This window comes from Actinobacillus delphinicola (genome assembly GCF_900638385.1).
In the GTDB taxonomy this organism is placed as follows: domain Bacteria; phylum Pseudomonadota; class Gammaproteobacteria; order Enterobacterales; family Pasteurellaceae; genus Actinobacillus_C; species Actinobacillus_C delphinicola.
This window is the reverse complement of sequence record NZ_LR134510.1, coordinates 585696-598792: the sequence shown is the minus strand read 5'-3', so window position 1 is coordinate 598792 and position 13097 is coordinate 585696. Positions and strand designations below refer to the sequence as shown.

The 13097-nt window shown below is 36.4% G+C and carries 13 protein-coding genes; 10 read left to right on the top strand and 3 right to left on the bottom strand.

All coding sequences use genetic code 11. From position 1 onward, the window contains the following. Positions 1 to 175: 175 nt before the first annotated feature. The gene (locus EL259_RS02715) at positions 176 to 1474 is read left to right on the top strand and encodes an SLC5/6 family protein (RefSeq protein ID WP_197721293.1); all 1299 of its coding nucleotides are present in this window, start codon (positions 176 to 178) and stop codon (positions 1472 to 1474) included. 22 nt (positions 1475 to 1496) lie between these two features. Here EL259_RS02715 and EL259_RS02710 read toward each other — a convergent pair whose 3' ends face one another. Next, positions 1497 to 2135, bottom strand: coding sequence for a helix-turn-helix transcriptional regulator (locus EL259_RS02710; RefSeq protein WP_126598779.1), 639 nt, complete (start codon positions 2133 to 2135; stop codon positions 1497 to 1499). A gap of 50 nt (positions 2136 to 2185) precedes the next feature. Beyond that, on the bottom strand, positions 2186 to 3460 hold the full coding sequence (locus EL259_RS02705; RefSeq protein ID WP_126598777.1) for an L-cysteine desulfidase family protein: 1275 nt from the start codon (positions 3458 to 3460) through the stop codon (positions 2186 to 2188). A gap of 685 nt (positions 3461 to 4145) precedes the next feature. On the opposite strand from EL259_RS02705, the gene EL259_RS02700 reads away from it, so the two are divergent. From EL259_RS02700 to mnmA, 9 genes are all read left to right on the top strand, one after another. Further along, a complete protein-coding gene (locus EL259_RS02700; RefSeq protein WP_126598775.1) occupies positions 4146 to 5486 on the top strand; it encodes a Na(+)-translocating NADH-quinone reductase subunit A in 1341 nt (446 codons plus the stop codon). A 3-nt stretch (positions 5487 to 5489) separates the two neighbouring features. After that, the gene (locus tag EL259_RS02695; RefSeq protein ID WP_126598773.1) at positions 5490 to 6728 is read left to right on the top strand and encodes an NADH:ubiquinone reductase (Na(+)-transporting) subunit B; all 1239 of its coding nucleotides are present in this window, start codon (positions 5490 to 5492) and stop codon (positions 6726 to 6728) included. Next, positions 6721 to 7512 (top strand): Na(+)-translocating NADH-quinone reductase subunit C, encoded by a 792-nt coding sequence (locus EL259_RS02690; RefSeq protein ID WP_126598771.1) that lies wholly within the window; start codon positions 6721 to 6723, stop codon positions 7510 to 7512. Before EL259_RS02695 ends, EL259_RS02690 begins: the two co-directional genes overlap by 8 nt. Further along, entirely contained in the window at positions 7512 to 8135 is a 624-nt protein-coding gene (locus EL259_RS02685; protein ID WP_126598769.1) for an NADH:ubiquinone reductase (Na(+)-transporting) subunit D, read from the top strand. The genes EL259_RS02690 and EL259_RS02685 overlap by 1 nt, the downstream gene beginning before the upstream one ends. A 3-nt stretch (positions 8136 to 8138) precedes the next feature. Beyond that, a complete protein-coding gene (nqrE, locus tag EL259_RS02680) occupies positions 8139 to 8735 on the top strand; it encodes an NADH:ubiquinone reductase (Na(+)-transporting) subunit E (protein ID WP_126598767.1) in 597 nt (198 codons plus the stop codon). Between the two features lie 24 nt (positions 8736 to 8759). Then, a complete protein-coding gene (nqrF, locus tag EL259_RS02675; protein WP_126600833.1) occupies positions 8760 to 9983 on the top strand; it encodes an NADH:ubiquinone reductase (Na(+)-transporting) subunit F in 1224 nt (407 codons plus the stop codon). Between the two features lie 143 nt (positions 9984 to 10126). After that, complete coding sequence (locus EL259_RS02670; protein ID WP_408608234.1) at positions 10127 to 11176, top strand: FAD:protein FMN transferase; 1050 nt, start codon at positions 10127 to 10129, stop codon at positions 11174 to 11176. Between the two features lies 1 nt (position 11177). After that, the gene (nqrM, locus tag EL259_RS02665) at positions 11178 to 11423 is read left to right on the top strand and encodes a (Na+)-NQR maturation NqrM (RefSeq protein WP_126598763.1); all 246 of its coding nucleotides are present in this window, start codon (positions 11178 to 11180) and stop codon (positions 11421 to 11423) included. Positions 11424 to 11443: 20 nt separating this feature from the next. Then, the gene (gene mnmA, locus EL259_RS02660) at positions 11444 to 12595 is read left to right on the top strand and encodes a tRNA 2-thiouridine(34) synthase MnmA (RefSeq protein WP_126598761.1); all 1152 of its coding nucleotides are present in this window, start codon (positions 11444 to 11446) and stop codon (positions 12593 to 12595) included. Between the two features lie 52 nt (positions 12596 to 12647). On the opposite strand, the gene EL259_RS02655 is transcribed toward mnmA, so the two are convergent. Further along, positions 12648 to 13034 (bottom strand): RrF2 family transcriptional regulator, encoded by a 387-nt coding sequence (locus tag EL259_RS02655; protein WP_126598759.1) that lies wholly within the window; start codon positions 13032 to 13034, stop codon positions 12648 to 12650. Positions 13035 to 13097: the final 63 nt, after the last annotated feature.

Sequence of the window (13097 nt, the reverse complement as noted above, 5' to 3'; positions counted from 1 at the left end):
GAATATTAATTCAGCAAAGTGTGATCTCTCCCATAAATTAAAATGTGATAGTTTCGTATAATTCTTTCTACTAAATATAAATTTCTATTTAGTAGATAGAATTTTAGATAACATTATAAAAATATAATCATTATAACTATCTTATTTTTATTAAATTAAATAATTTGGAGGGTATATGGGAATCACTCATAAGGAATTGCAAGATAGTATTCCAGATAAAAATAGTATTGAATGGAAAGAAGCAATCCGTTTTGATAGTACAGATTGGGGCTGGATTATATTAAGTATTGGAATGGCTATTGGTGCGGGTATTGTATTTTTACCCGTACAAGTTGGTCTGATGGGATTGTGGGTTTTCTTATTGTCATCCGTATTAGGCTATCCAGCGATTTATCTTTTTCAACGATTATTCATCAATACCTTAGCGACCTCGCCAAAATGTGAAGATTACCCAAGCGTAATTGCGGGATATTTAGGCAAGAACTGGGGAGCATTTTTAGGATTACTCTATTTTTTAATGTTGTTAATTTGGGTATTTGTTTATTCAACCGCCATCACCAATGATACCGCATCTTTTCTGCAAAGTTTTGGTTTGACTAAAACCTTATGGTCAGAAAATCCATTTTATGGATTAGTATTAATTTGTATTTTGGTGACGTTGGCATCGCAAGGAGAAAAATTTCTATTTAGAATATCTTCCTTTATGGTTTTAACCAAAATTAGCGTGGTAGCCATTTTAGGATTATTAATGGTAAGTAAGTGGAATTTAAGTAATATTGGTGCAATACCCGCTACACCATTATTGTTAAAAAATTCTGTTGTCATGTTGCCATTTACTTTGACTTCTATTCTATTTATTCAAAGCCTAAGTCCAATGGTAATTTCTTATCGTAGCCGTGAAAAATCTATTGCTGTGGCTCGTTATAAAGCAATGAGAGCAATGCGCATCTCATTTATCATTTTATTTACTGTTGTATTTTTTTATGCAGTTTCTTTCACGTTAGCCATTAGTCACGAACAAGCAGTAAGTGCTTATAAGCAAAATATTTCTGCGTTAGCATTAGTAGCTCAGGGAATGAGTGGAGACACATTGAAATTATTGAGTTTAATATTAAATGTTTTTGCTGTTATGACGGCATATTTTGGCGTGTATTTGGGGTTCAGAGAAGCATGCCAAGGACTTGCGATGAATGGACTAAGACGAATAATATCAGAGGAGAAAATTAATCCGAATTATGTCCGTTATGGCATCATTCTCTTTACAATTTTACTTTCCTGGAGTGCGATTGTATTAAATGCACCAGTATTAAGTTTTACTTCAATTTGTAGCCCTATTTTTGGTATGGTTGGATGCTTAATTCCCGCTTATTTAACCTATAAAGTTCCTGCTCTGCATAAATATAAAGGCATTGCACTTTATATCATTATTGCAACGGGGATTCTGCTTTGTATATCGCCATTTCTTGCGTTTTAGGTATTTCATGTCGTGGCAGGCATTATCGTTCTCTCAAATGACGATAAATTGTATGGATCGAAATTCCTGTCACTTCTGCAACTAATTGTTGACTATTTTTAAAATTGAATACACCAAGACAATCTAAACGATGTACAAGGGTCCTTGCTTTTTTGCCAGCACTAATTGTTTTATCTAACGTAATTTCTTGATAGGCATTTTCGATGGTTGTTTTTAACATTTCCTCTGAGCTATTTGTAAAGATCTCAATACTTTTTGTTTCTTCGCTGTTGGAGAGCGCAGGTAAAACAAAAGGACGGATGACTTCTTGAAAAGGTGCATCTAAATCTACATTTACACAGAGTGTACCAATAGCCTCACCTTGAGGATTCCGAATAATCGTAGTTGTTGAGCGTAGATTTCTACCTTTAGGCGACTTATTAAAATAGGGGACTGATAAATCTTCTTTTGCCGCAAGTTTATTTAAGACAAAATTTGTAATTGGAGCGCCTACATCACGTCCAGTGATATGACCATTAACAATTTTTATGATAGAGGGGTTACGCAGATCTAGGCTGTGTAATACTACTTCTGTATGATCGCCAAAGGTATTGGCGATCGCAGTAACCACATTATCAAAAGCAGCAAGAATCGCCTCATCTTGGGGGGTTAATATTTTCATAAGTTTATAATAAATGTACTAATTTACATCAGAGTAATTTGTTTCTTTTATTACTCTGACATTATTTCAATAATAGTATGATCTGTTTCAGCCATACCGTAGGTAACAAGTTTTCCAATATTTTGAATAGTTTGTTCTAGTATATCACCAACGATCCCTTGATTATGTGCTTCTTTATGTTGTAGTGCCATTAAAAATCCATTGATTGCAGCGTTTGTAGCTGTTTTGACTTTCATTGCACAAGTTGATTTTGCACCATCACAAACCATTCCCGCACAATCGCTCAATACATTTTGTGCTGCAAAACAGCTTTGCTCATAAGATCCGTTTGCGAGGTAAACCATAGCCGCAGCCGTCGCTGCTCCAGTAACTGTATTGCCACAAAATGCAGAGAGGGGAGGGTAAAAGGATTTTATATAAATTGCCCCTAAGTGGCTTATGATTAATGCTCTAGCAAGTTGTTCTTGTGAGTTATCATAATGTTTTGCGGTTAAATAAACAGGGATCGTCGCTGTAATACCTTGATTTCCACTACCAAAGTTACTCATTGCAGGTAATGTGGCACCTCCCATCCTAGCATCAGAAGCACTAGCCGTGTACATAATAATTTGATTGGCGAAATCTTGGCTTAGTACACCTGATTTTATGCCTTGTTCAATAGTTTTACCGATACAAAGACCATAATCTTTAGTGAGTCCTTCAAGCGCTAATGCGTGATTCAGTTTACAGGCATCTAAAATAAATTTAATGTCTTCAAAATTGGCATGAGTGGCGTAGTCATAAAGCTTTTTAAAAGAAATATCTATTCCCGTACAAATTGATCCAGTTGAGCTTACTTTTCCTTTATCTTGTTGGAAAATAATACGATTATTTAATTTTTTACAAATAATCTGGGTATGTCCACCCTTTAGCTCTACAGAAGCATGATCTTTTCCATCCGTCATTTCGATAAGGCAATAAATAAAATCATCAATATCTTTACGCATCACATGGATTTTATTATTCCCAATCAAAGTCTGAGCTTTTTGTACAGTATCCTCATCAATATCAGCTAATACTTCCAGCCCTTTTTCTGCATTGCCCCCTAAAGCGCCAACACCCGCTGCAATGGCAAGCCCCATTTTACCAGTACCAGGAACGAAAACACCCATTGCGTTTTTATAAAGGTTATCAGAAACATAAACATTAATTTCAGTGGGAGAATTTGATAGCATTTTTCGAGCAGTCGCTGCAGCATATGCGGCAGCAATAGGCTCAGTGCAACCTAAAGCAGGTTTAACCATTAACTTTATAATACCCTCATAAGCAGCCCAATTTGGATTCATTGGTTCCTCCTTAATTATTTTATTATTTATTGTAGATTTACCACTTGTTGTTAGATCAATTTCAAGCCTTTATAAAACGGAAAGTTCTCTTTGTTAAAATGGGTCAGAAAAATACAATAGATGCAGTACGACATCTTATTTGTTTTGACTACAAAACATACCTATAAAGAGTGGTAAGTGTTCAAAAATAAGAAAAAACCTATAATGCTCTATTCTGTTAATTCCGTCACATTTTGTGTCGATAAATTCGATTTACTTAGATCTATATCAATTTAATTGGAAAAAAGTATAAATTACGCGCATAAAAAATACAAAAAAAATTGCAAAATACAATAATTTTTTCAATAAAGTGGGGCGTGTTAAGCATTTTTAAGATTTTTGATAGGAAATAACGAATTTTAAAATCGTCTTAGGATAAATTTGCTTTCTCTTTTGCTAAAAAAGTTCAATCTAAGTAGAAAAAATGCATTTATTTGGTTAAAATGTGCATCTTGATTTTTATCAAAAATTAATTCGGTTAATTTTGAATTTTCCAAAGAGAAAATTTAACGAAAAAGAATTTGAGTATTATTTAATTATGTTTTGCTTAAGCGGATGATTTTTTGGCTTAAGCTGTAGCTCAAGACGAGGTTACGATATTTATCGTAGCTGTTTTTTTTAACTAACGAAAAGTAGTGCAAACAATATGATTACGATTAAAAAAGGCTTGGATCTTCCTATTGCAGGGAAGCCAGAACAAGTAATCCATAACGGCAATGCTGTTAGCGAAGTTGCTTTGCTTGGTGAAGAATATATAGGTATGCGTCCTTCGATGAAAGTTCGTGAAGGCGATGAAGTGAAAAAAGGTCAGGTTCTATTTGAAGATAAAAAGAATCCTGGTGTGCTTTTCACTGCACCTGTAAGTGGTAAAGTTACTGCGATTCACCGTGGTGAAAAACGCGTTTTACAGTCGGTTGTTATTGAAATGAAAGGGGATGAACAGGTTACTTTTGCAAAATATGCAGAAAATGAGCTGGAATCCTTAACTGATAACGATGTACGTAAGAATCTTCAGGAGTCTGGTTTATGGACTACTTTAAGAACGCGTCCATTCGGTAAAGTACCTGCTATTGATGCAATTCCGCATTCTATTTTTGTTAATGCGATGGACACTAATCCGTTAGCAGCAGATCCGACAGTAATCATCAATGAAGAAAAAGATGCATTTGTAAATGGATTAAAAGTACTTGGTCAGCTTGAAACAGATAAATTACATTTATGTAAAGCTGCTGGTGCAAATATCCCAGCAGTAAGTGCAAAATGGTTAGATGTACATGAATTTAAAGGACCACATCCTGCGGGTTTATCAGGTACTCATATTCATTTTATTGATCCAGTTGGTACAAATAAAACTGTTTGGTATATCAATTACCAAGATGTTATTGCAATTGGTAAATTATTCACTACCGGGGAACTATCATCTCAACGTGTTATTGCGTTAGGTGGTCCACAAGTTAATAAACCTCGTCTAGTACGTACTTTTGTAGGTGCGAATCTTTCTCAATTGACTAATGGTGAATTAAAAGCAGGGACTAATCGTGTTATCTCAGGTTCTGTATTAAGCGGAACAAAAGCTGAAGGTCCTCATAATTATTTAGGTCGTTATGCATTACAAGTATCTGTAATTGAAGAAGATCATAATAAAGAATTTTTAGGTTGGATCATGCCTGGTGCTGATGAATATTCTGTAACTCGCACTGTGCTTGGTCATTTCCGTAAAAAATTATTTAACATGACAACCTCTTTACATGGCGCATACCGTGCAATGGTACCAATTGGTCTTTATGAACGTGTAATGCCATTAGATATCCTTCCAACACTTTTATTACGTGATCTCGCATCTGGCGATACAGATAGCGCACAAGCATTAGGTTGCTTGGAATTAGAAGAAGAAGATTTAGCATTATGTACCTACGTTTGTCCAGGTAAAATTGAATATGCTCCACTTCTACGTCAAGCATTAGAACAAATAGAGAAGGATGGCTAAAAAATGGGTTTAAAACATCTTTTAGAAAAAATGGAACCTGCTTTTTTACCGGGTGGTAAATTTGAAAAATGGTATGCATTGTATGAAGCAACAGCAACCTTTTTATATACACCAGGCACGGTAACAAAAGGTGCATCACATGTACGTGACGCAATTGATTCCAAACGTATGATGGTATTGGTATGGCTTGCATTATTCCCAGCAATGTTCTACGGGATGTATAATGTTGGTCTCCAATCATTTTCTGCATTACATATGGGCGACTTCGCTCACAATATCGCATTAAACGTTGCTAACGATTGGCATTTTGCATTAGCAAATGCATTAGGTATTTTATCTCCTGATGCAGGCGTAGGTGCGAAAATGGCACTTGGTGCTATTTTCTTTCTTCCTATTTATATCACCATTTTCCTTGTTGGTGGTTTCTGGGAAGTGTTATTCGCAATGGTACGTAAACACGAAGTAAATGAAGGTTTCTTTGTAACTTCTATCTTACTTGCATTAATCGTGCCTCCAACATTACCACTTTGGCAAGCAGCATTAGCGGCAACATTTGGTGTTGTTGTAGCGAAAGAAGTATTTGGTGGGGTAGGGCGTAACTTTATTAACCCTGCACTTGCGGGTCGTGCGTTCTTATTCTTCGCATATCCAGGTCAGATTTCTGGTGACTTAGTTTGGACAGCAGCAGATGGTTATTCTGGTGCGACTGCGCTTTCTCAATGGGCACAAGGTGGTCAAGCAGCACTTAAACATGTATCAACAGGTCAACCAATTCACTGGATGGATGCCTTCTTAGGTAATATTCCAGGATCAATCGGTGAAACTTCTACACTCGCACTTATCATTGGCGGTTGTATTATCGTTTTCGCACGTATTGCTTCATGGCGTATTATTGCCGGTGTTCTTATCGGTATGATTGCAACTTCAAGCATGTTTAACTGGATTGGTTCTACAACAAATCCAATGTTTGCAATGCCTTGGTACTGGCATTTAGTATTAGGTGGTTTTGCATTAGGTACTATTTTCATGGCTACTGACCCAGTATCTGCTTCATTTACTAATAAAGGTAAATGGTGGTACGGTGCACTTATTGGCGTTATGTGTGTATTAATTCGTGTAGTTAACCCAGCATATCCTGAAGGTATGATGTTAGCGATCTTATTTGCTAACTTATTTGCACCGTTATTTGACTATGCGGTGGTTCAAGCCAATATTAAACGTCGGAGAGTTCGCAATGGCTAAGTTTAATAAAGATAGTTTCGGCGGAACAATTACAGTTGTTATTCTATTAAGTTTAATCTGTTCCGTAATTGTTGCGGGTTCAGCAACTTTATTAAAACCGAAACAAGAAGAACAGAAACAATTAGATAAACAAAGAAGTATCTTACGTGTGGCACACTTGTTACCTGCAGATGCTTCGGGTCAAGAAGTACGTGAAATCTTTGCTAAGAAAATTGAAACACGTTGTGTTGATTTAGATGCGGGTACTTATGCTCAATGCCCAGCGGGTTTTGATGCAATTACAGCGGCGAAAAATCCAAAAACTAGTCAACCGATCCCAGCTGACTTAGACAAAGCGGGTATTCGTGTTCGTGCTAAGTTAGCCCAAATTTACCTTGTTAAAGGTGAAGATGGTCAACTTCAACAAATGGTACTTCCAATCTATGGTAATGGGCTTTGGTCTGTAATGTACGGATTCGTATCTGTTGCACCAAATGGTGATACATTAAAAGGCATTACTTATTATGATGAAGGGGAAACTCCAGGACTTGGTGGGGAAATTGAAAACCCTAAATGGCAAGCACAATTTGTTGGTAAAGAATTATTTAATGCACAAGGTCAATCTGCAATTGTTGTAGGAAAAGGTGCTGCAAATAACCCTGTTTATGGACGTGAACATGGTATCGATAGTTTAACTGGTGCGACATTAACATCAAATGGTGTTCAAGGTACCTTCAGCTATTGGTTCGGTCCTAATGGTTTTGGTCCTTTCTTAAATCATTTCAGAAAAGGAGAACTTAAATAATGGCTAAGACTTCACTCAAAAAATTATTATTTTCTCCAATTATTGATAATAACCCGATTGCATTACAGATCCTTGGTATCTGTTCTGCATTGGCGGTTACTACAAAATTAGAGACAGCTTTTGTTATGGCGATTGCAGTAAGTTTAGTTACTGCTTTCTCAAGTTTCTTTATTTCTTGCTTACGTAACTATATCCCGAACAGTATCCGTATTATTGTTCAAATGACAATTATTGCATCATTAGTAATTTTGGTTGACCAATTACTACGTGCTTATGCGTATGGTTTATCAAAACAGCTTTCAGTATTCGTTGGTTTAATTATTACTAACTGTATCGTAATGGGTCGTGCGGAAGCATTTGCAATGAAATCTGGTCCAGTAGAAAGCTTTGTTGATGGTATTGGTAATGGGTTAGGATATGGTGCAATGCTTTTGGCTGTTGCATTTATCCGTGAGCTTCTTGGTTCTGGTAAGTTCTTTGGTATGACCGTATTCCAAACTATTCAAAATGGTGGTTGGTATCAAACTAACGGTTTATTCCTACTTGCGCCAAGTGCATTCTTTATTATCGGTTTTATCATTTGGGGTCTTCGTACCTTAAAACCAGAACAGGTGGAGAAATAATTTATGGAACATTATCTTAGCCTCTTCGTGAAATCCGTTTTCATCGAAAACATGGCGCTTTCGTTCTTTTTGGGAATGTGTACCTTCTTGGCAGTTTCCAAAAAAATCTCAACTGCGATTGGTTTAGGGATCGCTGTAACCATCGTTTTAGGTATTTCTGTACCTGCAAACCAATTGGTTTACACCTATATTTTAAAAAGTGGTGCATTAGTTAAAGGGATCGATTTAACATTCTTAAACTTTATCACTTTCATTGGTGTGATTGCTGCGTTAGTACAAATTCTAGAAATGATTTTAGATAAATACTTCCCAGCACTTTATGATGCACTCGGTATCTTCTTACCGTTAATTACAGTAAACTGTGCGATTTTTGGTGGCGTATCATTCATGGTACAACGTGACTATAATTTCTCAGAATCTATTGTGTACGGTTTCGGTGCAGGTTTAGGTTGGATGTTAGCAATCGTAGCACTTGCAGGGATTACTGAAAAAATGAAATATTCCGATGTTCCAGCTGGATTACGCGGTCTTGGTATCACCTTCATTTCTGCAGGTTTGATGGCAATCGGATTTATGTCTTTCTCAGGCATCAAATTATAATTTAAGGAGTGATACTAAATGGAGATGTCAATCATTTTAGGTATCGCGATGTTCACGATCATTATCCTAGTGCTTGCGATTATGATTTTATTTGCAAAATCAAAATTAGTTAGCACTGGTGATGTAACGGTTGAAATCAATCACGATCCTGAAAAAACAATTAAAGTACCCGCAGGCGGTAAATTACTTGGTGCTCTTGCAGGGAAAGGTATCTTTGTTCCATCAGCATGTGGTGGTCAAGGTACATGTGGTCAATGTGTTGTACGTGTAGAAGAAGGTGGTGGTAATATTTTACCAACTGAACTTACCAAAATTTCAAAAGCAGCAGCACGTGAAGGCTATCGCCTATCTTGCCAAGTTAGCGTAAAAAATGATTTAAAAATTGAAGTACCAGAAGAAGTCTTTGGTGTGAAAAAATGGCATTGTAAAGTTATTTCTAATGATAACAAAGCAACGTTCATTAAAGAGCTTAAATTGGCAATCCCAGCTGGTGAGGAAGTTCCATTCCGTGCTGGTGGTTATATCCAAATTGAAGCAGAACCACATACTGTTTACTATAAAGATTTTGATATTGCACCAGAATATCGTGACGACTGGGATAAATTAGATTTATGGCGTTATGTTTCTAAAGTTGATGAGCCGATTATGCGTGCATACTCTATGGCATCTTACCCAGATGAAAAAGGTATCATCATGCTTAACGTGCGTATTGCAACTCCGCCACCAAATAATCCTGATGTTCCGCCGGGTCAAATGTCATCATACATTTGGTCATTAAAAGAAGGTGATGATGTTGTGATTTCTGGTCCATTCGGTGAATTCTTCGCGAAAGATACCGATGCAGAAATGGTATTCATCGGTGGTGGTGCTGGTATGGCACCAATGCGTTCACATATCTTTGACCAATTAAAACGTTTACATTCTAAACGTAAAATTAGTTTCTGGTACGGTGCGCGTTCTAAACGTGAAATTTTCTATGAAGATGATTTCAATAAATTACAAGAAGAAAATCCTAACTTCGAATGGCATGTGGCTTTATCTGATCCACAACCAGGCGATAACTGGGATGGTTACACAGGCTTCATCCATAATGTAGTTTATGAAAATTACTTGAAAAATCATGAAGCACCAGAAGATTGTGAGTTCTATATGTGCGGACCTCCAATCATGACACAATCTGTTATTAAAATGCTGAAAGATCTCGGCGTAGAAGATGAAAATATCTTATTAGATAATTTCGGCGCTTAATAACTTGCGTTGATATAAACAGGCGGTCAGACTGGTTCTGACCGCCTTCACCGTTATTAAATCTTAGATAAATATAATAAAATTTATCGAAAATTGAGGCGTTTTATTTTATGAGTTTGATTAAACCACATCATGCAAGAACTATAAAAGTAGCAGTCCTAGGCATACTTGTTTTTGGATTTGCATTTATTTTTGCTCACTCTTTATTCAGTCGATTAGGACAGAAGGATGAGGTGAGTTTATCTGGACGTACTATGGGCACGACTTATCATATTAAGTATATTGATGATAAGTTGACAATGAATTCACAACAGGTACAAAAGAATATTGATGAAGTACTAAAAGAAGTGAATCAGCAAATGTCTACTTTTATTCCTTCTTCTGAGCTTAGTCGTTTTAATCAATTTAAAGAGATAAACACACCTTTTCCGATTTCTAAAGATTTTGCAACCGTTGTTGAAACAGCGATGCATCTTAATAAAGTGACTGATGGTGCGTTAGATATTACCGTTGGACCTTTAGTCAATATTTGGAGTTTTGGACCAACTAAACGTTCTGATACAGAACCAAGTGCAGAAAAAATTGCTGATACATTAAAAATTGTTGGGATTAATAAATTAAAAGTTTTCAAGAAAGGTGATCAATATTACCTTGAAAAATCTGTACCACAACTTTATGTGGACTTATCTTCTATCGCAAAAGGTTTTGGTGTCGATAAAGTAGCAGAATATCTTGCTTCTCTTGGCGTTAAAAACTATATGGTAGAAATTGGAGGGGAAATTCACGCCGAAGGTACTAATGAGCGTGGCATTCCTTGGGAAATTGGTATTGAAGATCCAATGTATAATGGGCAACGTGCTGTTCAACGTGTTGTGGGATTATATGATAAGGGGATGGCAACATCAGGCGATTACCGTAACTATTTTGAACAAAATGGTAAACGTTTTACGCATGAGATTGATCCAACAACAGGATATCCTGTGCAACATCATTTAGCATCAATTACGGTTGTTGCGAAAAATACAATGATTGCGGATGGTCTTTCTACTGGTCTTTTTGTTTTAGGTGAAAAGAAAGCAATGGAAGTCGCAGAGAAAAATAACATTGCAATTTATTTGATTATTAAACAAGGTGATAAATTTGTAACCCAAGCTTCACCAGCATTTGCCCGTTTGATTAATGGAGAAAAATAAAATGGAAGTCTTTATTCTAACATTCTGTATTTTCATTCTTGTTATCGTTGGCTTAGCCATTGGATTCATTTTTAAACGTCGTGTATTAAAGGGAAGTTGTGGTGGTATCACCGCTCTTGGAATGAAAAAAGCATGCGATTGCGAGGAACCTTGCGATAATCTAAAAGAAAAAGTCGCATTAGGTGAAATTAGCGAAACAGAACTTGATCGTTTTAAAAAAGGCGATCAATTCTATGAAGTTAAGTAAAGGAACTAATTAAATTAATAATGGAATCATTAACTTATAATAAATATTTTCCAGCACTTTCTGAAGAGGAATTGCTGGCAAATGGCAAAATTAAGGTAATCTGTGGTATGTCTGGCGGGGTGGACTCTTCCGTATCCGCCTTCATTCTTCAACAACAAGGCTATCAAGTTGAAGGTCTTTTCATGAAAAACTGGGAAGAGGATGATGATACTGATTACTGTACTGCAGCAGCTGACCTTGCTGATGCACAAGCTGTATGTGATAAATTAGGGATAAAATTACATAAAATTAATTTTGCAGCGGAGTATTGGGATAATGTATTCGAGCATTTTCTTGCTGAATATAAAGCGGGTCGTACGCCAAATCCCGATATTTTGTGTAATAAAGAAATTAAATTTAAAGCCTTTTTAGAATATGCAGCCGAAGATCTTGGCGCTGATTTTATTGCAACCGGGCACTATGTGCGTCGTGGCGAAAAAGATGGCGAGGCATTACTTTTACGTGGCTTAGATAACAATAAAGATCAAAGTTACTTCCTATATGCTTTAAATAAAAAGCAAGTAGGACAAAGTCTATTCCCAGTGGGTGAAATTGAAAAGCCGATTGTACGTGCGATTGCTGATGATCTTGGTCTAGCAACGGCGAAGAAGAAAGATTCTACAGGGATCTGCTTTATTGGAGAACGTAAATTCAAAGATTTCTTAGCACGTTTCCTACCAGCACAACCTGGTGATATTAAGACTACTGAAGGTGAAGTAATTGGTCGTCATGATGGTTTAATGTACCATACCCTTGGGCAACGTCGTGGTCTTGGGATTGGTGGCATTAAAGGCAAAGGTGAAAATGCGTGGTATGTAGTTGAGAAAGATTTAGTCAATAATGTACTTGTGGTTGCACAGGGATTGGATAATTCTGCACTACTTTCACGTGGGTTAGTTGCTCAGCAATTACAATGGGTAAGTGAAAGACCGCTACGTGAGAATTTACGTTGCACTGTAAAAACACGTTATCGCCAAGCGGATATTCCATGTGAAATTCGTCCGATTGATGATAACACCATTGAAGTGTATTTTGATGAGCCGCAAATTGCGGTGACACCGGGACAATCTGCCGTATTCTATCTAGGTGAAGTTTGCCTAGGTGGTGGTATTATTGAATCGGCAATTAAATAATATTTTATAAAGATAAAAATCCCTTATTAGTTTTTCTAACAAGGGATTTTTTTTAAATAATATCTGCTAGAGATACACCTTCCAATGACGACAAAAATGCCTCGTATGCAATGCGTAAGTGACGTTCTAATTTACAGGAATTTTTTCTCAATAAGCAGGTACTGCAATCCACAAGCTCAGAATTAGGTTCGAAATGTAGAATCACATCTTTTACCATTATCTGATCAAGTGGCATACCTATTTCCATTCCACCACCTCTTCCACGATAGGTGTTAATATAACCTAATTGTCCAAGTTGATGTACAATTTTAGTGAGATGATTAACTGGAATATTATAATTATCAGCGATTTCTTGTAAAAAGGTACGCATTCCAGCAGGTTGTTTGGCTAGATAAATGAGTGTCCTTAGTACAAAATCTGTTCGTTTAGTAAGTTTCATAGGTCTATATTAGCATATTTAGATAAAATAAATTGCTTGTGTAGAAAAAATAGCATTATAATT

Excerpts from the sequence above, each read along its gene's own strand:
- EL259_RS02715 (WP_197721293.1), top strand. The coding sequence starts at position 176 with ATGGGAATCACTCATAAGGAATTGCAAGATAGTATTCCAGATAAAAAT.
- EL259_RS02710 (WP_126598779.1), bottom strand. The coding sequence starts at position 2,135 with ATGAAAATATTAACCCCCCAAGATGAGGCGATTCTTGCTGCTTTTGAT.
- EL259_RS02705 (WP_126598777.1), bottom strand. The coding sequence starts at position 3,460 with ATGAATCCAAATTGGGCTGCTTATGAGGGTATTATAAAGTTAATGGTT.
- EL259_RS02700 (WP_126598775.1), top strand. The coding sequence starts at position 4,146 with ATGATTACGATTAAAAAAGGCTTGGATCTTCCTATTGCAGGGAAGCCA.
- EL259_RS02695 (WP_126598773.1), top strand. The coding sequence starts at position 5,490 with ATGGGTTTAAAACATCTTTTAGAAAAAATGGAACCTGCTTTTTTACCG.
- EL259_RS02690 (WP_126598771.1), top strand. The coding sequence starts at position 6,721 with ATGGCTAAGTTTAATAAAGATAGTTTCGGCGGAACAATTACAGTTGTT.
- EL259_RS02685 (WP_126598769.1), top strand. The coding sequence starts at position 7,512 with ATGGCTAAGACTTCACTCAAAAAATTATTATTTTCTCCAATTATTGAT.
- nqrE (WP_126598767.1), top strand. The coding sequence starts at position 8,139 with ATGGAACATTATCTTAGCCTCTTCGTGAAATCCGTTTTCATCGAAAAC.
- nqrF (WP_126600833.1), top strand. The coding sequence starts at position 8,760 with ATGTCAATCATTTTAGGTATCGCGATGTTCACGATCATTATCCTAGTG.
- nqrM (WP_126598763.1), top strand. The coding sequence starts at position 11,178 with ATGGAAGTCTTTATTCTAACATTCTGTATTTTCATTCTTGTTATCGTT.
- mnmA (WP_126598761.1), top strand. The coding sequence starts at position 11,444 with ATGGAATCATTAACTTATAATAAATATTTTCCAGCACTTTCTGAAGAG.
- EL259_RS02655 (WP_126598759.1), bottom strand. The coding sequence starts at position 13,034 with ATGAAACTTACTAAACGAACAGATTTTGTACTAAGGACACTCATTTAT.